Genomic DNA, 20313 nt, shown 5'->3' on the forward strand with positions numbered 1-20313 from the left:
CGGGATCACGAACGGGTCGGGTCGAGTACATTTCACCTGGAAGCGGGTGACGGGGGCTGGTCACGAGGACGGTCTACATGGCGAGAATCACCGGTCCCGGTTCGTGGACGGACCGTGCGCAGCACTCACGGACGGTGTGGCGATCCACGGCGCGCGCGGGTGATCCGGTGCGCTCCGACCTCGTCATCGTCGAAGGACTCGCCACCATCACGGCACTCTGCACGCTCCTGTTCGGCGCTGTCCTGGTCTGGATGACGACGGCCGACGACTACGCGTTCTCCTGGTGGTCGAAGACCTACACCTTCGGGGTCACGGTGACCGCCGCAGTCACCTGGTGTGCGTTGCACACCCCGCGTGCCGGCATCTTCTACCGGCACACGGACGCGGTAACCCTGGTGGCCGCGATTCTCGTCGTCGGCAGTCCGGTCCTCGCCTATGCCAGCGCGGGGTCTGCGTACCCGGCCTTCGGACTCGTTCTGGCCATCGTGGCCTTCGCCGGAATACTCCAACGTCGCGCCCACATCGTCACGTTCACCACGCTGGCGGTGTGCGCGTGGACGGCGTTGGCGGTGGCTCACGGCACCGACGTGAGCGTGCAGACCTTCGCGGTGTCGGTGCTGCGAACCGTTCTCGTCGTCGCGGTCATCCACTACTTCCGCATGAAGACCATCGACCTGCTGTGGGAGAAGTATCGGATGGTCGACGAGCAACGTGCCAGGGCCGACTCCCTGTCGCACGTCGACGATCTGACCGGCCTGGCGAACCGTCGCGGCCTTCAGCGACGTGCGGCGACCGAACTCGATCGGTGCCGACGAGAGTCTCGGCCCGTGAGCGTTCTCTACCTCGACGTGGACGGTCTCAAAGATGTCAACGACACCCTCGGGCACGATGCCGGAGATGCCGTACTGGTACGACTCGCCGAGATGCTGGGGACCGCGTTCCGCGGCAGTGACATCGTCGCCCGCGTCGGCGGTGACGAATTCGTCGTGGTTCTCCCCGACACGGACCGGACCGTGGCGCTGGATCTGGGTGCGTCCATCCGCGATCTCTCGATGACCACCGAGGTGTCCGTCAGTGTCGGACTGGCAGTGTGGAGTCCGGGACCACACGCGCCGGATCTCGACGACCTGACGAGGCGCGCCGACAACGCGATGTATCGGGTCAAGTCACGGCGCTGAACGGCGACGCGGGAGCCGGGGTACCCGTTTGGCTCCCCGACGCACGGGTATCGCCACGACATGCCGGAACAACGCAGTGGGCTCGTCGTGGCCGTGACCGGAGCGACGGGAAACCTCGGGACCTCGGTCGTCGACGCGCTGGTCGACGACCCGGCGGTCTCCGCGGTCCGTGCGATCGCGCGGCGCTCGCCCGTGCCGGCGAACGGTCGTCCGGCGTGGGCTCCCGCACGGACGACGTTCGTCGAGGCGGACATCGCACGGGACGACCTGGTCCCGCTGTTCGACGGAGTCGACGTCGTCGTACACCTGGCGTGGCAGTTCCAGCCGTCGCGCGATCCGGTGCAGACCTGGGACGTCAACGTCGTCGGCGCGATGCGGGTCTTCGACGCCGCGGCGGCGGCCGGAGTGAGCGCGTTGGTGCACGCGTCGTCGGTCGGTGCCTACTCCCCGGGATCGAAAGACGTTCGGGTGACCGAGGACTGGCCGACGCACGGCTGGCAGGGCGCGGCCTACACGCGCGAGAAGTCGTATCTCGAGCGTGTGCTCGACCGGGTGGAGACGCGGAATCCCGACCTCCGGGTCGTCCGGATGCGCCCGGCCTTCGTCTTCGAGGCGTCGGCGTCCACGGAACAGCGTCGACTGTTCGGCGGACCCTTCGTCCCGGCCCGGCTGGTGCGACCCGCGTTCGTCCCGGTCTTCCCTGACATCGCGGATCTGGTGTTCCAGGGAGTGCACTCCCGCGATGTCGGACGAGCATTCGCCGCGGCGGCGGTGCGCGAGGTGTCGGGCGCGTTCAACCTCGCGGCGGACCCCGTCATCACCCCGGCCACCTTCGCGGAAATTCTCCGCGCGCGGTTGATCCCTCTGCCCGCGTCCGCGGTGCGACTCGCCCTCGATGCTCTGTTCACCGCACGCCTCGTTCCCACCGACCCCGGCCTGTTCGACGCGGTGCTGCGGCTTCCCATCATGGACTCCGGTCGCGCCCGCGACCTGCTGGAGTGGGCGCCTCGACACACCGCGCAGGACGCTCTCGCCGAGTTCGTCCGCGGCGTGCACGAGGTGGAGGACGTCCCGACCCCGCCGCTGTCCGCGTGACCCGGCGGCGGTTTGCGTCGGGTGAGTGCGGGTAGTCCGCAGTCCATGACCCGAGAGCAGACGACGGGTGATGACCCGGCCCACGCGGACCCGGACGATCCTCGAAAGCCCGATTCACCCACCGATCTCACCAAGCCGTCGTTCTTCTACGTCCTGCGCAAGACCGCGCGCGAGTTCTCCAAGGACCAGTGCACCGATCTGGCCGCTGCTCTCACGTATTACGCGGTGCTGTCGCTGTTCCCGGCTCTTCTCGCCGTCGTGTCCCTTCTCGGCGTGTTCGGGCAGGGCGAGCGCACCGTCACCGCGGTGCTCGACATCGTGTCCGACCTGGGGCCCTCGTCCGCCGTCGACACACTGCGCGGACCGGTCGAGCAGCTCGTCCAGGCGCCCACCGCCGGACTCGCCCTGATCATCGGTCTGGCCGGCGCCCTCTGGTCGGCGTCCGGCTACGTGGGCGCGTTCGGCCGCGCCATGAATCGGATGTACGAGGTGGACGAGGGCCGACCGATCTGGAAGCTGCGACCGGTCATGCTGGTCGTCACTCTGGTCGGCCTGATCTGCATCGCCGCAGCGGGACTCATGCTGGCCGTCAGCGGTCCCGTCGCCACGGCCGTGGGTGACGCGATCGGTGCCGGCGACACCGCACTGACGGTGTGGAACATCGCGCGGTGGCCCGTCGTCCTCGCGCTGATCGTCCTGGCCGTCGCGATCCTCTACTACGCCACACCCAACGTGCAGCAGCCGAAGTTCCGATGGATCAGCACAGGGGCCGGCATGGCCATCGTCGTGTGGATCCTCGCGTCCGTGCTCTTCGGTTTCTACGTCGCGAACTTCAGCAGCTACAACAAGACCTACGGCTCGTTGGCCGGCGTGATCATCTTCCTGCTGTGGCTCTGGATCACGAACCTCGCTCTGCTGTTCGGGGCGGAACTCGATTCCGAGCTGGAACGCGGCCGCCAACTCCAGGCCGGCATCGAGGCCGAGGACCATCTGCAGCTTCCACCGCGCGACACGCGCGTCTCGGAGAAGAACGAGGAGACCGATCGCGAACACGTCGAACGTGGTCGCGCCCTGCGCCTCTCACGTGGCGAGGACTCGTCCGCCCGGTAGCGTGGTGGTGACACGGGCCATGGGAGCCCGGAGCGAGGGCGGTCTGCGCGAGTGAGTGACACGGGGGCGGGCGCGCTGGTGGCGTCCGCACGCCGAGCGCGTCGGCAGTGGCGCGACAGCGCCCACGACGGCGATCCGGTGCGATCGGACGTGGTGGTCGTCCAGGGCCTCGCCGCGATCTGCGTGCTGAGCACCGTCCTGTACGGAGCGGTGTTCCTGTGGGTGGTGACGGACCCCGACTACGCGGTCCACTGGTGGGTTCAGTCCTACAACCTGCTGGTTTCAGCGCTCGCGGCCACGACGTTCTGGGCACTGCACACGCCGCGGGCCGTGTGGTTTTACCGTCACACGGACGTCGTGACGTTCGTCGCCGCAGCCCTGATCATCGCCAGTCCAGTTCTGGGCAACGCCGATGCGGACTCCGGTTTCCCCGCCTTCGGACTCGCGCTCTCCATCGTCGCCGCCGCCGCGCTGCTGCAACGACGATGGCACGTGGTCGTCGTCGTCACCGGGGGCGTACTGGCCTGGATCGCCCTTGCCTCGGTCAACGGGATCGGAGACGTCGGGGTGCGCACCTTCGCGGCCGCGATCGTGCGCACCGTTCTGGTGGCGGGGTTGATCCACTACGTACGGATCCGCACCATCGGTCTGCTGTGGGAGCGCTACCGGTCGGTGGATCGAGCACGCGCTCGAGCCGATTCGCTGTCTCACCGAGACGACCTGACGGGGCTGCTGAACCGGCGCGGTCTCGCGCGGGGCGCCTCGCCCGCGCTCGCCGACTGCGAACGTGATGCCGTGCCCGTCGGTGTCCTCTATCTCGATCTCGACGGTCTCAAGGAGATCAACGACCGAGCCGGCCACGACGCGGGCGACACGGCGCTGGTACGACTGTCCGGAATTCTCCACAGGAGTTTTCGCTCCGACGATCTGATCGCCCGCGTCGGCGGCGACGAGTTCGTGGTCGTCCTCCCCGGGGCCGGCGAACAGGAGGTCCTCGACCTCGGGGCGACCGCCCTCGACGGGCTCGGCGCCGCGCGGCTCTCCGTCAGTGCGGGGGTCGCGGTGTGGAACCCCGCCCCCGGCGGCGTCGGCCCGGACCTCGACGAACTCATGAGGCGGGCGGACAACGCGATGTATCGCGAGAAATATCGGCGTTGATCGGTCTCGTCCTGCTCGTGACTCCGAATTCGGGGTACTGCTCTGGGACGCCGCCGGTCACATCCGCGGCGTCGACGGCGTCGAGAACTGGCGTCACCATCGACGGTCTCGGCCGTCGACTCTCCGGACGCGCGCCGACGTCGGCAGCGCGTCGATACTCGAGGTGATCCATGACCCAGTCCATCTCTCCCACCGATCGTCGATCCGCCGGGACGATCCTGATCACCGGCGCGTCCAGCGGTATCGGCCGCGCCACCGCCCACCTCTACGCCGAGCGCGGCTGGTCCATCGTCGTGTGTGCCCGTGGCCGTGACGGTCTGGCCGCCGTGGCCGACGAATGCCTGCAACGCGGCGCCGCCGCGGTGGCCGTCAAGCCGGTCGACGTGGTGCGCGGCGACGACGTGACCAAGGTCGTCACCGAGGTCGTCGAGCAGTTCGGCCGCCTCGACGTCTGCGTGCACTCCGCCGCCGTGATGTCCTACGGGACGTTCCTCGACACCCCGGCAGAGGTGTTCGATCACGCCGTGTCGGTCGACCTGCTCGGGTCCGCGAACGTCGCACGGTCGACGCTGACGGTGTTCCGCGACCAGGAGCACGGCCACCTCGTGGTCATCGGCTCGTTGCTGGGCCGTATCGCGGTGCCGTGGATGGGCACCTACGTCACGTCCAAGTGGGGGCTGCGCGGCCTCACCCGTGTTCTCCAGCAGGAGGTTCGGCAGTATCCCGGCGTGCACGTCAGCGCCGTCGCACCCGGTGCCGTGAACACGCCGATCTACGAGCAGGCCGCCACCGTCGTCGGGAGAGCGGGATCGCCGCCTCCCCCCGTCGCGGAGCCCGAGGTCATCGCCCGTGCCGTCGCGGCGGTCGTCCGGCGCCCACAACGTGAGCGGGACGCCGATGCGGTGTTCGGTCTCGTCAACAAGTTCGCGTCGGCGGGCTACTCGCTGGTGCCGGCGGTCTTCGATCGACTCGTCGGGCCGTTGATGTGGCGTTTCGGCATCGCACGCGAGCCCAAAGACGATTCGGAGGGCAATGTATTCCACTCCAGGACCGCACCTCCCCCGCGGAAAGTGACCGCGCGGACCGGAGACCGTCCACACTGAGTCCATGACCACCCGACGCCGGTTGCCCCCACAGAAGCTCGGATCCCTCATCGGCGCCGTGTTCGGACTCGTGTTCGTGGTGGTCAACTCGACGTCGTCGCCGACACTCCTGCGTCTCGCGTTCTGTGTGGCCGCTGCGGCGGCCGCGATCACCGTTCTCGTGGGAATCGCGCGCAATCCCGTGGCCACGGTGCCCGCGGGTGTCACACCGTTCGGACGCGGTTACGTCGTGATCGTGCTCGCCGAGGTGGTGCTGCTCTTCGTCGGCATCCGCATCGTGGCGGGGCCTCTCGGACTGCCCGAGGCCGGGGTCGCCTGGGTCGCCGTCGTGGTCGGCGTGCACTTCGTCGTCCTGGCGCGCCTGTGGCACCTGCGACTGTTCGACGTCCTGGGCTCGGTGCTGACCGTTCTCGGGGTGCTCGGCTTCGTCCTGGCCGTCGCCGGGGCGGACCGAATGTGGATCGACATCGTGGCAGGAGTCGCTTCGGGTGCGGTGCTCCTGGAGTTCGCGCGCCGAGGAGTGCGCCGGGAGGGTGGGCGTCAGCGCCGCCGCACCAGTGCGTAGATCAGGCCCACCACCGCCAGCACGATCAGCAGGAGAACGATGACGTGGAACGGCTGCAGTGAGCTCATGGGGCATCCTTGCACGCCGGGGAGCGCGTGGACCGCGTTCTAGAGCCCCACCTTCTCCAGCGCTTCGTCGTAGATCAAGGCTGCCTCGGACTCCGAACGGCCCTCCTGCAGCGCGCCCACGTAGACGGCGGACACCTCCTTCTCCACCGCCGTGTACTTCGCGAGCCACTGCTCGGCTCGCACGCGCCAGTAGCCGATGATGTCGAAACGGTCGACGCCCATACCCTGCTCGCGGCGCACGTACTTGCGGACGGCACGCGAGTCCGCGGCCTCCCCCGCGAAGAAAACGTAACCCTCGCCCGGCGGGAACTCCCACGCCTGCACCGCGTCCGGCAGCACTCCGGGACCGTGCCCGTTACCGGACCCGATGCACCACTGCACTGTCACCTCGGCCGCCGACTCGAACGTCTGCACGTCGGCCTCGTCGAGAACCTCGACGATCGCGTGGGCCCGAGTGTTCGCGGGCAACTCCTCGAGCACTCGGCCCAGCGCCGGAAGCCCGGCGAGATCCGCCGCGAGGAGGAACCACGCGGTGTCCGCCGGCGGCGCGAACCAGTGCCGCGGCGGAGTGACGACCACGACGTCGCCCGGTCGCGCCGACAGCGCCCAGGAGGCGGCCACCCCGCCGTCGTGGGCGACGAAGTCGATCACCAGCTCACCGGCGTCCGTCACCCGTCGCACCGTGTAGTTGCGTCCCTCGGGACGGGTGGCGTCGTCGTGGTACCACCACACCCCGTCGACACACTGCATGGCCGGCGGCCGAGCGTCGCCGGGAGCCGGGAAGTAGAGCGCGACGCACTCGTCGGCCACACCGGCCGGGCGGTACCGGCGCAGGTCCTCTCCGCCGAAGGTGAGGCGAACGAGGTTGGGGCTCAGTGTCGTCCGGTCCACCACCTCGGCCCAGTAGAAGGTCGGCTCGGTGTCGTCGGTCATCGTCGGTGCTCCCGCAGTCGAGGTCGTCGTTCCGAGTTAGGTTACCCTGACCAGGCCGGGTGTGGTGGTGCCAGGACGAGGCGATTTGGTGGTCGACGGGTGCCATGGGTTAGAGTCTCTTCTCGGCGAGGATGCATCCGAGAGGGTGCTGTCGGAGCCACGAACATTCCCCCATAGCTCAATTGGCAGAGCATTCGACTGTTAATCGAAGGGTTTCTGGTTCAAGTCCAGATGGGGGAGCACGCAGAGCCCGTGACCGTTGTCGGTCACGGGCTCTTCTCGTTTCGCCGCACCCGCCCCGGGGAGTTCGCCGTGCCCGGTCACGTCGGGCAGGATGGTCTCAGACGTCTCGAAAGGACTCACGCTCACATGATGGGAATGTTGGCCGGCATCGCTGCCGGATACGTGCTCGGCACCAAGGCGGGGCGGGCGCGCTACGAACAGATCAGCCGCGCGACGAAGGCGGTGGCGTCGAGTCCCGCGACGAAGAAGGTCGTGTCGGCCGGACGCCAGAAGTTGGCCGACACCCTCAGTACACAGCCGAAGCTCGAGCCGATGAAGCAGGTCGACGACACTCAGCTCTACATCCCGCACGACAAGCTCTAGACAGCGGGGAACTCCGCGTCCGTGGTGCTGCCGACTGCCTGCTCCAACAGGCTGCGGCGGTACTGCTCGAGCGCGATGAGGTCGCCGAACAGCGCGTTGTAGTCGTCCGGCTTGTCGATGGGTGACATGCGCTGCAGCTTCGATTTCAGTTCCGCGACCTGCCGGCCTACCCACACTTCCTGCAGGCGCGCGAGCACACCCGAGATGTAGCGCGGGGTCGCCTCGTCGGAGATGGGCATGGCCTCGACGGCCAGTTCCGTGACCAGTGAGCGCAATCCCTTCGGCTCCGCCTTCTTGCCGACGGCATCGAGCCACTCCCCGCCCCCGAGCCCCGCGGCCGTTCCACCGGCCTCGCGGACCGCCTCGGACACCGCGGCGTACGCCGGGTGCCCGAACGTCTCGGGCGGCAGCGAATCGAACACGGACCCGGCGATACCGGGGTGCTGCATGACGGCCTTGAGGGCTTCGCGCTGCGGCCACAGGGTGGGGTCGTTGCGCGCCGGATGCGCCGGACCGACCGGCGCGGCCTTCTCGGTCTCGGTACTGCGGACCGGCCGCCGGAGCGGCGCCGGCGCGCCACCCTTCGCGATCTTCGCCGCTTCCTCGCGCACCCGGTTGACCACCATGCGCTCGTCGATCCAACCCACCCAGCCGCTGAGCCGAGCCGCGTAGTTGTCGCGCAGCGCACGGTCCTTCATCTGCGCGACCATCGGCACGGTGCGGCGCAGTGCTTCGACCTGCCCCTCGGCGGTGTCGAGATCGCACTCGGACAGTGCGCCGCGGATGGCGAACTCGAAGAGTGGGGTACGACGCGCGACGAGATCACGTACAGCCGCGTCGCCCTTCTCGAGGCGCAGGTCGCACGGATCCATCCCGTCCGGAGCCACCGCGATGAACGTCTGGCCGGCGAGCTTCTGGTCTCCCGAGAAGGCCTTCATCGCGGCAGCCTGGCCAGCGGAGTCCCCGTCGAAGGTGTAGATGATCTCGCCGCGCCAGAACTTGTCGTCCATCAGCAGCCGACGCAGGAGCGCGAGATGCTCGTCACCGAAGGCGGTACCGCACGAGGCGACCGCCGTCTTGACCCCGGCCAGATGCATGGCCATGACGTCGGTGTAGCCCTCGACGACGACGGCCTGATGCCCCTTGGCGATGTCCTTCTTCGCCAGGTCGAGGCCGAACAGCACCTGAGACTTCTTGTACAGCAACGTCTCCGGGGTGTTGACATACTTTCCCGGCATCGTGTCGTCGTCGAAGATCTTGCGTGCGCCGAAGCCGATGACGTCACCGGACAGGTTGCGGATGGGCCACAGCAATCGACGGTGGAACCGGTCCATCGGACCCCGCTTGCCCTCGCGGGACAGCCCGGCCGCCTCGAGTTCCTTGAACTCGAAGCCCTTGTTCAGCAGATGCTTGGTGAGCGTGTCCCACCCACTCGGGGCGAACCCGCACCCGAACTCCTGTGCCGCAGCGGCATCGAAGTTGCGCTGCGTCAGGTAGTCCCGCGCCGCCTGCGCCTCGGGTGATCCGAGTTGCTCGGCGTAGAACTGCTGCGCTGCCGCATTGGCCGCGACGAGGCGGGACCGGGTCCCACGATCACGCTGGACCGAGGTGCCGCCACCCTCGTACGAGATGGAGTAGCTCAGCCGATCCGCGAGTTGCTCGACGCTCTCGACGAACGTGATGTGCTCGATCTTCTGCAGGAACGTGTACACGTCGCCGCCCTCACCACAGCCGAAGCAGTGGAAGGTGCCGTGATTCGGCCGGACGTGGAAAGACGGGTTCTTCTCGTCGTGGAACGGGCAGAGCCCGCTCATGGAGTCGCCTCGCGGAGCCTTCAGTGCGACGTACTCGCCGACGATGTCCTCGATGCGAGTGCGTTCGCGAATGGCGGCTACATCGCGTTCAGGTATCCGGCCGGCCACGAGCCCAGTCTAGTGCCGGGTCCGACACGGCTCCCCCGCCGTACCGACCCGGACCCGCTAACCCCAGGACGCCTGCGCTCCGAGGCTGCTCTTGTCCACCCGTTCGAGCCGCGACTCCGTGTAGGACGCGATCTGATCCACCACGACGCGGATGCGCTGGGAGTCGTCCGCGGCGGCGTTCCACACGGGAACGAACATCGGATCGAGCGAGGTCGGTGCCGAGTACAGCAGCCAGGCCGCGACGCGGTGGATGCGATCGCGCTGACGGTCCTGCCGGAGCCGGTGCCCGGCGTCGGACATCACGTAACGCAGCGCCATCGTCTTGAGCAACGCCACCTCCGCTCGGACCAGCGACGGGACGGAGAGATCGGCCTCGTAGCGCCGCACGGGCCTGCCGTCGGCCGCCTCCCGGGTGCTGGAGATGGCGGCGGTGGTGAATCGGCCCACCAGTTCGCTCGTCATCCGCTTGAGCGCCACCGAGCGGACGAGAGTGCCGTCGTAGCCGGACGCATCGGTGACCACCGGCATCTCCGACAACCGCTGAGCGGCCTCGCGCATGTGGTCACGGTCGAAGCCGCGGAACTCGCTCACCGACATCTCGGCGAGGGCCGACTGCTCGCTGGGGTCGGCCAGCGACCGGAGGTCGATGCGCCCGGCGATGATGCCGTCCTCCACGTCGTGCACCGAATACGCGACGTCGTCGGCCCAGTCCATCGCCTGCGCCTCCAGGCTCTGACGACCCTCGGGTGCGCCCTCGCGGATCCAGGTGAGGGTGTCGGCGTCGTCGTCGTAGGCGCCGAACTTCGCGCCCGGCCGCGGCCGCAGCCACGGGTACTTGATCGCGGCATCGAGCGAGGCACGAGTGAGGTTCAGCCCGGCGCTGGCGCCGTCCTCGGTGAGGACCTTCGGTTCCAGCACCGTGAGGATCCGAAGGTTCTGAGCGTTGCCCTCGAACCCGCCGCAGGACTCGGCCACCTCGTCGAGGGCCCGCTCGCCGTTGTGTCCGTAGGGCGGGTGGCCGATGTCGTGAGCCAGCCCGGCCAGTTCCACCAGATCGGGGTCGCACCCGATGCCGTCGGCGATGCTGCGCCCGATCTGGGCGACCTCCAGAGAGTGCGTCAATCGGGTGCGGGGCGTGTCGCCCTCACGGGGACCGGTGACCTGAGTCTTGTCGGCGAGGCGTCGCAACGCGGCCGAGTGCAGCACCCGGGCGCGATCACGGGCGAAGTGTCCTCGCGAATCGCCGGGTGTCTCGGTGAGCACCAGCGCGGCCGTCTTCGGCCCCTCCGCCACCAGTCGTTCGAGGTCCGCCGCGTCGTACTGCGTCACTGGCTGGCCGTGTACTGGAAGTCCGCGGAGTAGTGCGTCAGCTGGTACCACAGCAGAGCCGCTGTCTCCCTGGCGATCCCGTGGATCTGCGACTCGCGGGTGAACACGGCGGGGCCCTGGCGGGTGGGCGACGTCCACGCGTCCAGACCGGCGTCGCGCGCCATGGTGCGGGTGCGCAGCGAGTGCCACGGATCGCTCACCAGGGTGATGTCGGTCAGTCCTCGCGACTGCAACTCCGCCGCGACGGCCTCGATGCTGAGCAGGGTGTCCGACCCCTCCTCGACGGCGACGATGTCCTCGCCCGGAACACCCTGGTCCATCAGGTAGTTCCGACCCGACGCCGCCTCGGTGTAGTTGTCGCCCACCTGCTTGCCACCGACCGTCACGATCAGCGGAGCGACCCCGCTGGAGAACAGCGCCGACGCCTGTTCGAGTCGCGCCTCGAAGACCGACGAGGGGACGCCGTCGTACTGGGCCGCGCCGAGCACGACGATGGCGTCCGACGGCGTGTGATCGTCGATCCGAGCCACCTGCCACACCCGCACGGCGGTCCCACCGACGAGGAGCACTCCCACGAGGACCACGCCCGCGACGAGCCGACGGAGCCAGCGCGCGACGGTGCCGCCGAAGCCGAGACGATCGGGCTGCGGCACGTACGGGTCGTCGTAGCGGTAGTCGGTACTCACACGTCGATTCTGCCAGCCGCACCCGCGGAGATCGGTCCGGCGCGCCTCACAACCACCCGTTGTCCTCCGCGATGCGCACGGCCTCGGCGCGCGTGGTGGCACCGGTCTTCCCGATGGCGGCGGAGAGATGGTTCCGCACCGTGCCCTCGGAGAGGTGCAGCGCGGCGGCGATGGACCCGGCGGTGGTCCCGGAGCGCGCCGCGGACAGGACGTCCCGCTCCCGCGGTGTCAGGGGCGAGTTCCCGGCCGTCAGTGTCTCCGTCGCCAGTGCCGGGTCGATGACGCGCATCCCGGCGTGGACCCGCCGGACCGCCTCGGCGAGCTGGCGAGCGGGCGTGTCCTTGACCACGAATCCGCCGGCACCGGCGTCGATGGCCCGCCGCACGTACCCGGGCCGTCCGAAGGTGGTGACCACGAGCACGCGACACGTGGGGACTGCCGCCCGCAGCAGGGCGGTGGTCGCGATGCCGTCTCCCCCGGGCATCTCGACGTCGAGAAGCGCCACGTCGGGACGGTGCTCGAGCGCTGCGGGCACCACTTCGTCGCCGCGCCCCACCTCCGCGACGACGTCGAGATCGTGCTCGAGTCCCAACAGGGCGGCCAGAGCGCCGCGGACCAGGGCCTGGTCGTCGGCCAGCAGGAGTCGGATCGTCACGGCGCCGTCACCGTCACCGTGAACCCACCGTCTCCTCCGCGCGCGACGCGGACGACGGCGCCGAGGGCGTCCGCGCGGTCGGTGAGTCCCCGCAGGCCGGTGCCCGTGGACTCGCCCTGCGGCCCGATGCCGTTGTCCGCGACGGTGATACGGCGGGCATCGAGTCGCACCCGGCACTCGGTTCCGCCGCTGTGACGCACCACGTTCGTCACCGCTTCCCGGAGCGCCCAGGCGAACAGCTCACGGAACTCCTCCGCCACGTCACGCACCGACCCCTCGATGTGCAGTGTCATCCCTGCCGCTTCGACGGCGCTGCGCACTCCCCGTATCTCGGTGTCGAGTCGCAGGTGACGCAGCCCGCCCACCGTCGATCGCACGTCGGCGAGCGCTGCGCGCGAAAGGCTCTCGACGTCGGCGATCTCGACGGCGGCACGCGCCGGATCCACCTCGACGAGTCGCCCGGCCAGCTCGGCCTTCATGGTGATGACGGTCAGCGAGTGGCCGAGGATGTCGTGGACGTCGCGAGCGACTCTCTCGCGCTCCTCGACCACGGCCAGGTCGGACAGGCGGCGGCGCGCCTCGGTCAGCTGGATGTTGCGAGCGACGAGTTGGCTGATTCCCCAGGCGGCGAACGCGGCCACCGCCACGGTGAACCCGGCGGAATCGTCCGGGGTCCACGTCGGGACGACACGGGGAAGCACCTCGACCGCGGCGACGTTCGCAGCGAGCACGAGGAGACCCGATCGGGGTGGGAGGGTCATGACGGCGAGAACCGCCACGAACACGCATCCCGTCAACACGGAGTCGCCGGCTGCGGGAGCGACCGGAACCAGCAGCAGCATCAGCGCCACCACCACAGCCCACTGTCGGGGTACTCGCACCTGCGCCTCGGCGTGCAGCCGACCACGGAAGTCGCGGAAACCACCCAGGAACACCGCGGCGAAGGCGAGCAGACACAGCGCTGCGGCCACCTGCCAGTGGACGGGCCCGTCGTAACTCCACACCGCCCGCACCGGATAGATCAGGTAGGCCAGCCACACCGCACTGAAGATCCAGCCTCGGCGCACGGCGGCGCGCAGTCGCGTCCCCTCACTGTCGTCGACGTTCACCTCGCGCGGTTCGATGACGAAGTGCGACCGAAGTGACTGCACGAGGCCCTGACGACGGCCGAGCGTGGCGGCGGTGGTCCTGCTCACCGCCGCCACGCTAGACCCACTGGTGTCCGGACGTGTCATACGCGGGCGGTGTCCTTGCGGAACATCGTCATCGCGCCGATCACGAAGATCGTCGTCCACACCGCCACGTTGACGAGCGCCTCCACCAGGGACGTCCACGAGGTGTCCCCGAGGGGAGATCGCGCCAACGTGGCCACCCCGTAGGTGGGGACGAACTTCGCCACGGTCGCGAACCATCCACTCGCCGGGACGAAGAGACCACCGGCGAACGCGAGCACAGCGAGACCGGGTCCGAGAATCTGCATCACGTTCTCCGACGGCAGCAGGTACCCCATGAAGAGGCCGAACGCCGCGAACACGATCGAGGTGATCCAGGCGAGCACGAAGCACTCCACCCATGCCGCGGCGGGAAGAGTCGCGCCTGTCGCCGCACCGACGGCGAAGACGACGGCCACGGACACGAGCCCGAGCGCCATGGCGACGACGACCTTCACCGCGATGTACGCGGTGGGGGTCAGCGGGGTGAGCCGCAGCTGACGGCTCCATCCGAGTCCGCGTTCGATCGAGACCATGGCGCCGCCACTCGTGGTGGCCAGCATCGCGCCGTAGAGGGCCATGCTCACCATGACGTAGCCGGTGACGTTCGCCGATCCTGCCGACTCGGTCTTCAGATCACCCTGCAGCCCGAAGATGAGGAAGAAGATCGGCGGCACGACGAGTGCGAAGACGACGGTGCGGCGGTTCCGCAACATCCGGCGCATCTCGAGCGCGAGGAAGCCGGCGTTGAATCCGCCCCGAGCCGGCAGCGTCCGAACGGTGGCGGTGGTCGAATCGGTGGCGGTCATGCGAGGCTCCCGGTGGTGTCGGTGGTGAGGGTCAGGAACGCGTCCTCGAGAGTGTGGGGAACGATCTCCACCTCGCGAGCTGCGGTGTGTGCGAACAGGTATCGAGCGACTGCATCCGAGTCCGTCGCGTGGACGGTGAGCCGGTCACCGTGGATCTCGACGTCGTCGACGCCGGGAACGGCCAGCAGATCGGCTGCCCGCGCGCCCGGCAGGATCGCCGAGACCCGCCGGCCGGACGCCACGTTCTTGATCTCGGCCGCGGTGCCGTCCGCCACGATGCGCCCGTCGCGCAGCAGCACGATGCGGTCGGCGTAGGCGTCCGCCTCGTCGAGGTAGTGCGTGGCGAACAGGACCGTGCGCCCGTGCGAGGTGTCCTCGCGCATGGCGGCCCAGAACTCACGTCGGCCCTCCACGTCCATGCCCGTGGTCGGCTCGTCGAGCACGATGAGATCGGAATCCGGGAGTAGGGCGAGCGCGAACCGCAACCGCTGCTGCTGACCGCCGGAGCACTTCCCCACCATCCGGCCCCCGATGTCCGCGATGCCTGCGCGTGCCAGGACTTCCGAGACGGGCCGGGTGGACGAGTACAGCGTGCCGATGAGGCGCACGGTCTCCTCGACGGTGATGTCCTTCAGCAGTCCCCCGCTCTGCATCACCGCCGACACGCGGCCCGTCGCGACGGCGTCCTCGGGCGATCCGCCGAAGAGGGCGACGGAGCCCTCGTCGGGACGACCGAGGCCCAGCATCATGTCGATCGTGGTGGTCTTGCCGGCGCCGTTGGGCCCGAGGAACGCGACGATCTCGCCCGGGTGGACGACGAGTGACAGGTCGTCGACGGCCTGGACACGGGTGTGGCCCGGCCCGGCGAACGACTTCCGCAGATGGTCGAGGTGAATCGCTGGTGTGGTCATGAGAAGAACACTGCTCCGATGCGAGGGACGAACCCTCGTTCGTGCGTCACGACCGCGGCATGACAGTTGTCACGGGTCTCTCGTCCTCGTTCGCACCGTTCGGCCACGCTCCCGGTAGGTTCCCACCATGACCCGGGTCCGAGTGCTCCTGCGTGCCGCCACCACCGCGATCCTGTTCGTCCTCGCCGTGGTCGGTGTGGGCGTGCCCGCCTCCGCCGAGGAACCGTTCCGAGTGCCCGAGCAGGTCACCGATCAGGCCGGCGCACTCGATGCCGGTGAGGTGTCCGAGGTGCAGTCCGCCGTCGACACCCTCTACGACGAGCAGGGCTTCCGGCTCTGGGTGGTCTTCGTCGACGACTTCTCGGGCCAGGCTGCCACCTCGTGGGGTGAGCGCACGGCGTCCACCAGCGACTTCGGGGACCGTGATGTGCTCATGGCGGTCGCGACGCAGGCCCGCTCGTACGTCCTGAACGTTCCCCAGGCGCTGTCGAGCATCTCGGACTCGGAGATCTCCGAACTCGAGCAGGCCTCGATCGAACCGGCGCTGCGCGAGGAGAACTGGGCGGGCGCGGCGACGGCGGCAGCCACCGGCCTGGGCAAGGCGGCGTCGACCACCGGCTCGGGATCGGCAGGTCTCTGGGTCGCCGTCGGCGTGATCCTCGTCCTCGTACTGGGCGCCTTCGCCTTCACTCGGCTGCGCGCACGGCGGCGGCGAGCCGATGCACTGGAGGCCGCCGAGCAGTTGGACGGCAGTGACCCCGCGGCCTTCGCCGCTCTCCCGCTCGACGTCCTGGACGAGCGTTCCCGCGCTCTGCTGGTGGAGACCGACGAGGCGATCCGGGCCAGTGCCGACGAGTTGTCCACTGCCGTCGGCGAACTCGGACAGGCCGCGGCTCGCCCGTTCGTCGAGGCTCTCGACGGCGCCCGCCGCGCGCTCGCGGCCGCGTTCGAGACGAGGCAGCGTCTGGACGACGCGATCCCCGAGTCGCCCGACGAGCGGCGCCAGATGCTCCTGTCGATCATCACCTCGTGCAGTGACGCGGACCGGCACCTCGACGAGAAGGTCGCCGAGTTCGACGAGATCCGGAACCTGTTGATCGACGCGGACTCCCGTCTCGACGCGCTCACGCGCGGGCAGGTGGAGCAGACGGCGCGGCTGGTCGCGGCGGCGACGACCCTGACGAGCCTCGCGGGGCGGTACGACAGCTCCGTCCTCGCGCCGGTGGCGAACAACGTCGACCTGGCGAAGGAACAGCTCGAGCTCGCCGACGCGAGCATCGACGAGGGGCGCGATGCCGCCGCGCAACCGGTGGGTCACCAGGGACCGGTGGTGGCCGCGGTGCGCACCGCGGAGAGTGCGCTGTCGCGCGCCCGATCGCTGCTCGACGCCGTCGAGCACGCCGACGCCGACATCGAGGCCGCGCGCTCCGGGCTCGACGCGGCGATGGCCGACGCGGAAGCCGACATCGCGTCGGCGGACCGCCTCGCCTCGCACGGCGGAGACCGACTCGCCGCGGCACGGGCCGCCGTCGCCGAGGCGTTGGGTCGGGCACGGACCCGCGGCACGCAGGATCCGCTGGGCAGTATGAACGCCCTCGTCGCAGCCGACGCGCAACTCGACTCCGCACTCGCCGTCGCCACACAGAGCAAGGAACAGGACGACCATGCCCGCGCTCGACTGGACCGGGACCTCGCGTCGGCGCAGGCACAGGTGCGGGCCGCGAGCGAGTACATCGGCGCCCGCAGCGGCGCGGTGAAGGTCCAGGCGCGTACGCGGCTCGCCGAGGCCGAACGGCACGTCCAAGCCGCCCAGCAGCTGGGTGCCACGGACGCGCCACGCGCTCTGCAGCACGCCGCGGCCGCCCTGTCCCTCGCTGCGCAGGCGTCGCACCTCGCTCAGGCGGACGTCGCCGACTGGGAGGCGACACAGCGCCCTCGGCACAGCGGTGGGTACGGCGGCTCGTCCTCGGCGGGCGGCATCCTCACCGGCGTGCTCATCGACAGCGTGCTGCGGGGCGGCTTCTCCGGGGGCCGCTCGTACGGGAACCGTCGTGGCGGTGGCTACGGCGGATTCGGCGGCGGTCCGCGCTCGTTCGGCGGCTCCGGCAGCTCGGGACGCATCGGACGCTCGTCCGGCGGACGTTTCTGAGCCGGTGACCGCTCGGGTCGCGGCAAGCGCCCTCGCCCTGACTCTCCTCGTCGGCTGCGCACCGTCGCCGCCGGAGGTCCGCGCCCCCGTGAGCGCATCCACCTACCGGAGCCGCGACGACGACGCGGTGGGCGGACAGCTTCAGGTGACGCTCACCGGCGCGTCGGAGCAGCCGGTCACCGTCCGGTCGGTCGCACTGCGTTCTCCCGGCTTCGAGACGGTCGACGCGACACCTCGCGAGATCACGCTCGACCGCGGCTCCCGCATCGACGTCACCGTGCCGTACGGAACAGCGCTGTGCGATGTCGGAGCGGAACCGGCGACAGCGGTCGTCGAGACGAGTGACGACATCGCGGTCGAGGTGCCGCTCGCGTCGCAGAACGACACCCTGAACCGAATCCACGCCGAAGAATGTGCCGCCGCCGAACTCGCCGACATCGTCGCGGTCACCCTGGTTCCCGGCCCTCCACCGGCGGACCCCGCGGCGCCTCTGTCGGCGGTGCTCACCCTGGATCGCCGAGGCGGTGACGACCCGTTGCGCCTCGACGAGATTCGCGGCAGCCTCCTCTACGCGCTGAGCAGCGAGGAGGTGCCGGTCACGCTGGCGTCGGGAACAGCGAGCATCGACGTCCCGGTCACGCTGTCGACGGCGTCCTGCGAACCGCATGTCATCGCGGACGCCAGGAAGCCCTTCGTGTTCCCCGCGTGGATCGCAGTGGGTGACGGTGTGCCGGTCTACACCCGCATCCCGGTACCCGTGTCGGTGCAGCGCCAGTTGGTGGAGTACCAGCAGCACTCCTGTGTCCGCTGACGTGGTGTTTCAGTACTGCGCGCGAACGGGCACTCTGGAGTCACCCACCTAGCATCAGGAGCCCCACCCATGGTCGATGTCACCCGCACGTTCACCGTTTCCCGCGCCCGAGCGGACGTCGCCGCGTACCTCCGCGACTTCGCCAACGCCACCGAGTGGGATCCGGGCACCGTGGCGTGCACGCAGGCCACACCCGGACCGGTCGCCGTCGGCACGGAATGGAACAACACGTCCAAGCTGTACGGGATCTCGACCGAGCTGACGTATCGCCTCGAGGTCGACGAGCCCGGCCACATCGTTCTGAAGGGCACGAACAAGACCGCGACGAGCACCGACGACATCACGCTGAACGAGGCCGGCCCGACCTCTACCGAGATCACCTATCACGCGAATATCGAGTTCAACGGCCTCGCGAAACTGGCCGACCCGCTCGCAGGCATCGCCTTCGAGCGGGTCGGGAAAGAGACCGAGGAGCAGATGATCGCTGCTCTGCAGAAGTAGCGGTCAGCAGCCCAGCAGGCGGGTGGCGAGGTAGCCCTCGACCTGATCGAGGGCGATCCGCTCCTGTGCCATGCTGTCGCGCTCGCGGATGGTGACCGCATGGTCGTCCAGCGTGTCGAAGTCGACCGTGATGCAGAACGGGGTGCCGATCTCGTCCTGGCGACGGTAGCGGCGACCGATGGCGCCGGCGTCGTCGAACTCGACGTTCCAGTTCTGTCGCAGAGTCGCCGCGAGGTCCTTGGCCTTGGGCGTCAGGTCGGCGTTGCGGCTCAGCGGGAGCACGGCGGCCTTGACCGGCGCCAGACGACGATCGAGTCGCAGCACCGTCCGCTTGTCCACGCCGCCCTTCGCATTGGGCGCCTCGTCCTCGTGGTACGCGTCGACGAGGAAGGCCATGAGCGAACGAGTCAGTCCCGCAGCAGGTTCGATGACGTACGGCGTGTAACGCTCGTCGTTGGCCTGGTCGTAGAAGCTCAGGTCGGTGCCCGAGTGCTTCGAGTGCGTCGACAGGTCGAAGTCGGTGCGGTTGGCGACGCCCTCGAGCTCGCCCCACGCGCTGCCCTGGAACTCGAAGCGGTACTCGATGTCCACGGTGCGCTTGGAGTAGTGCGACAGCTTCTCCTGCGCGTGCTCGTACAGGCGCAGGTTCTCCGGGTCGATGCCCAGATCGGTGTACCACTTCATGCGGTAGTCGATCCAGTACTGGTGCCACTGCTCGTCCTCGCCGGGCTTGACGAAGAACTCCATCTCCATCTGCTCGAACTCGCGGGTGCGGAAGATGAAGTTGCCGGGCGTGATCTCGTTGCGGAAGCTCTTGCCGATCTGGCCGATGCCGAACGGCGGCTTCTTGCGCGACGTGGTGAGCACGTTGGCGAAGTTGACGAAGATGCCCTGCGCCGTCTCGGGGCGGAGGTAGTGCAGGCCTGCCTCGTCGTCGACAGGTCCGAGGAACGTCTTGAGCAGTCCGGAGAACGCGCGCGGCTCCGTCCAGGAACCGGGCTCGCCGGTCTCGGGATCACGGATGTCGGCGAGTCCGTTCTCCGGCGGGTGGCCGTGCTTCTCCTCGTACGCCTCGAGAAGGTGATCGGCGCGGTAGCGCTTGTGGGTGTGGAGCGACTCGACCAGCGGATCGGAGAACGTCTCGACGTGGCCGGACGCTTCCCACACCTCGCGCGGCAGGATCACGGACGAGTCGAGACCCACCGTGTCCTCGCGGCTGGTGATCATGTTGCGCCACCACTGCTTCTTGATGTTGTCCTTCAGCTCCACGCCGAGGGGGCCGTAATCCCAGGCCGACTTGGTTCCGCCGTAGATCTCGCCACACTGATAGACGAGTCCCCGGCGTTTGGCCAGGTTGGCGACGGTATCGATCTTGGACTTCGGTGCCACGGGGCCAGCTCTCCATCTCGGGTGGTCGGTAGTACTGCCGAGCGAGGGGGTGTCCCTCTGCTCGCGACACATCAGACTATCCGGCGACGTCCCGGTCTTCGAGCACCGGTGAGTTGACATGCAC

The 20313-nt window shown here is 69.0% G+C and carries 19 protein-coding genes and 1 tRNA gene; 11 read left to right on the top strand and 9 right to left on the bottom strand.

Annotated elements, in window-relative coordinates; all coding sequences use genetic code 11:
• Positions 1–77: 77 nt before the first annotated feature.
• The 6 genes from HQ312_RS09120 (at position 78) to HQ312_RS09145 (ending at position 6209) form a co-directional block, all read left to right on the top strand.
• Positions 78–1178, top strand: coding sequence for a diguanylate cyclase (locus HQ312_RS09120; protein ID WP_222638406.1), 1101 nt, complete (start codon positions 78–80; stop codon positions 1176–1178).
• Between the two features lie 60 nt (positions 1179–1238).
• Positions 1239–2273: an NAD-dependent epimerase/dehydratase family protein gene (locus HQ312_RS09125; RefSeq protein WP_222638407.1), complete on the top strand. Its 1035-nt coding sequence runs from the start codon at positions 1239–1241 to the stop codon at positions 2271–2273.
• A gap of 45 nt (positions 2274–2318) precedes the next feature.
• On the top strand, positions 2319–3383 hold the full coding sequence (locus HQ312_RS09130; protein ID WP_027505889.1) for a YihY/virulence factor BrkB family protein: 1065 nt from the start codon (positions 2319–2321) through the stop codon (positions 3381–3383).
• Positions 3384–3434: 51 nt separating this feature from the next.
• The gene (locus tag HQ312_RS22185) at positions 3435–4541 is read left to right on the top strand and encodes a diguanylate cyclase (protein ID WP_222638408.1); all 1107 of its coding nucleotides are present in this window, start codon (positions 3435–3437) and stop codon (positions 4539–4541) included.
• A gap of 170 nt (positions 4542–4711) precedes the next feature.
• Entirely contained in the window at positions 4712–5644 is a 933-nt protein-coding gene (locus tag HQ312_RS09140) for an SDR family oxidoreductase (protein ID WP_051613353.1), read from the top strand.
• A gap of 4 nt (positions 5645–5648) precedes the next feature.
• On the top strand, positions 5649–6209 hold the full coding sequence (locus HQ312_RS09145; protein WP_222638409.1) for a hypothetical protein: 561 nt from the start codon (positions 5649–5651) through the stop codon (positions 6207–6209).
• 107 nt (positions 6210–6316) lie between these two features.
• On the opposite strand, the gene HQ312_RS09150 is transcribed toward HQ312_RS09145, so the two are convergent.
• Positions 6317–7210, bottom strand: a complete 894-nt coding sequence (locus HQ312_RS09150) for a siderophore-interacting protein (protein ID WP_056445764.1) — start codon at positions 7208–7210, stop codon at positions 6317–6319.
• 167 nt (positions 7211–7377) lie between these two features.
• On the opposite strand from HQ312_RS09150, the gene HQ312_RS09155 reads away from it, so the two are divergent.
• Both HQ312_RS09155 and HQ312_RS09160 read left to right on the top strand, forming a co-directional pair.
• Positions 7378–7450, top strand: a tRNA-Asn gene (locus HQ312_RS09155).
• 129 nt (positions 7451–7579) lie between these two features.
• Positions 7580–7816, top strand: a complete 237-nt coding sequence (locus HQ312_RS09160) for a hypothetical protein (protein ID WP_027505741.1) — start codon at positions 7580–7582, stop codon at positions 7814–7816.
• On the opposite strand, the gene dnaG is transcribed toward HQ312_RS09160, so the two are convergent.
• Genes dnaG through HQ312_RS09195 form a run of 7 tightly spaced genes read right to left on the bottom strand, consistent with a single transcriptional unit; the run spans position 7813 to position 15339 of the window.
• A complete protein-coding gene (dnaG, locus tag HQ312_RS09165; RefSeq protein ID WP_027505740.1) occupies positions 7813–9738 on the bottom strand; it encodes a DNA primase in 1926 nt (641 codons plus the stop codon). The genes HQ312_RS09160 and dnaG overlap by 4 nt on opposite strands.
• A gap of 57 nt (positions 9739–9795) precedes the next feature.
• The gene (locus HQ312_RS09170) at positions 9796–11067 is read right to left on the bottom strand and encodes a deoxyguanosinetriphosphate triphosphohydrolase (protein WP_027505739.1); all 1272 of its coding nucleotides are present in this window, start codon (positions 11065–11067) and stop codon (positions 9796–9798) included.
• Complete coding sequence (locus HQ312_RS09175; protein ID WP_027505738.1) at positions 11064–11753, bottom strand: YdcF family protein; 690 nt, start codon at positions 11751–11753, stop codon at positions 11064–11066. Before HQ312_RS09175 ends, HQ312_RS09170 begins: the two co-directional genes overlap by 4 nt.
• A 46-nt stretch (positions 11754–11799) precedes the next feature.
• On the bottom strand, positions 11800–12408 hold the full coding sequence (locus tag HQ312_RS09180) for a response regulator transcription factor (protein WP_027505737.1): 609 nt from the start codon (positions 12406–12408) through the stop codon (positions 11800–11802).
• Positions 12405–13604 carry a histidine kinase gene (locus HQ312_RS22190; RefSeq protein WP_222638410.1) on the bottom strand — a complete coding sequence of 400 codons (1200 nt, stop codon included), beginning with the start codon at positions 13602–13604 and terminating at the stop codon, positions 12405–12407. Before HQ312_RS22190 ends, HQ312_RS09180 begins: the two co-directional genes overlap by 4 nt.
• Positions 13605–13639: 35 nt before the next feature.
• Complete coding sequence (locus HQ312_RS09190; protein WP_222638411.1) at positions 13640–14428, bottom strand: ABC transporter permease; 789 nt, start codon at positions 14426–14428, stop codon at positions 13640–13642.
• Entirely contained in the window at positions 14425–15339 is a 915-nt protein-coding gene (locus HQ312_RS09195) for an ABC transporter ATP-binding protein (RefSeq protein ID WP_222638412.1), read from the bottom strand. The genes HQ312_RS09190 and HQ312_RS09195 overlap by 4 nt, the downstream gene beginning before the upstream one ends.
• A gap of 127 nt (positions 15340–15466) precedes the next feature.
• On the opposite strand from HQ312_RS09195, the gene HQ312_RS09200 reads away from it, so the two are divergent.
• The 3 genes from HQ312_RS09200 to HQ312_RS09210 all read left to right on the top strand — a co-directional run bounded on the left by HQ312_RS09200 (position 15467) and on the right by HQ312_RS09210 (position 18800).
• Complete coding sequence (locus HQ312_RS09200) at positions 15467–17488, top strand: TPM domain-containing protein (protein WP_222638413.1); 2022 nt, start codon at positions 15467–15469, stop codon at positions 17486–17488.
• A gap of 88 nt (positions 17489–17576) precedes the next feature.
• Positions 17577–18299, top strand: coding sequence for a hypothetical protein (locus tag HQ312_RS09205; protein ID WP_222638414.1), 723 nt, complete (start codon positions 17577–17579; stop codon positions 18297–18299).
• 69 nt (positions 18300–18368) lie between these two features.
• Positions 18369–18800 (top strand): SRPBCC family protein, encoded by a 432-nt coding sequence (locus tag HQ312_RS09210; protein ID WP_222638415.1) that lies wholly within the window; start codon positions 18369–18371, stop codon positions 18798–18800.
• 3 nt (positions 18801–18803) lie between these two features.
• Here the strand turns inward: HQ312_RS09210 and HQ312_RS09215 are convergent, their stop codons facing one another.
• On the bottom strand, positions 18804–20189 hold the full coding sequence (locus tag HQ312_RS09215; protein ID WP_027505730.1) for a glycine--tRNA ligase: 1386 nt from the start codon (positions 20187–20189) through the stop codon (positions 18804–18806).
• Positions 20190–20313: the final 124 nt, after the last annotated feature.

Source organism: Rhodococcus sp. BP-316, from assembly GCF_019836105.1.
In the GTDB taxonomy this organism is placed as follows: Bacteria; Actinomycetota; Actinomycetes; order Mycobacteriales; family Mycobacteriaceae; genus Rhodococcoides.

What these genes read in the sequence shown, in the direction of transcription:
- HQ312_RS09120 (WP_222638406.1), top strand. Translation starts at nt 78, where the DNA reads ATGGCGAGAATCACCGGTCCCGGTTCGTGGACGGACCGTGCGCAGCAC.
- HQ312_RS09125 (WP_222638407.1), top strand. Translation starts at nt 1,239, where the DNA reads ATGCCGGAACAACGCAGTGGGCTCGTCGTGGCCGTGACCGGAGCGACG.
- HQ312_RS09130 (WP_027505889.1), top strand. Translation starts at nt 2,319, where the DNA reads ATGACCCGAGAGCAGACGACGGGTGATGACCCGGCCCACGCGGACCCG.
- HQ312_RS09140 (WP_051613353.1), top strand. Translation starts at nt 4,712, where the DNA reads ATGACCCAGTCCATCTCTCCCACCGATCGTCGATCCGCCGGGACGATC.
- HQ312_RS09145 (WP_222638409.1), top strand. Translation starts at nt 5,649, where the DNA reads ATGACCACCCGACGCCGGTTGCCCCCACAGAAGCTCGGATCCCTCATC.
- HQ312_RS09150 (WP_056445764.1), bottom strand. Translation starts at nt 7,210, where the DNA reads ATGACCGACGACACCGAGCCGACCTTCTACTGGGCCGAGGTGGTGGAC.
- HQ312_RS09160 (WP_027505741.1), top strand. Translation starts at nt 7,580, where the DNA reads ATGATGGGAATGTTGGCCGGCATCGCTGCCGGATACGTGCTCGGCACC.
- HQ312_RS09190 (WP_222638411.1), bottom strand. Translation starts at nt 14,428, where the DNA reads ATGACCGCCACCGATTCGACCACCGCCACCGTTCGGACGCTGCCGGCT.
- HQ312_RS09195 (WP_222638412.1), bottom strand. Translation starts at nt 15,339, where the DNA reads ATGACCACACCAGCGATTCACCTCGACCATCTGCGGAAGTCGTTCGCC.
- HQ312_RS09200 (WP_222638413.1), top strand. Translation starts at nt 15,467, where the DNA reads ATGACCCGGGTCCGAGTGCTCCTGCGTGCCGCCACCACCGCGATCCTG.
- HQ312_RS09210 (WP_222638415.1), top strand. Translation starts at nt 18,369, where the DNA reads ATGGTCGATGTCACCCGCACGTTCACCGTTTCCCGCGCCCGAGCGGAC.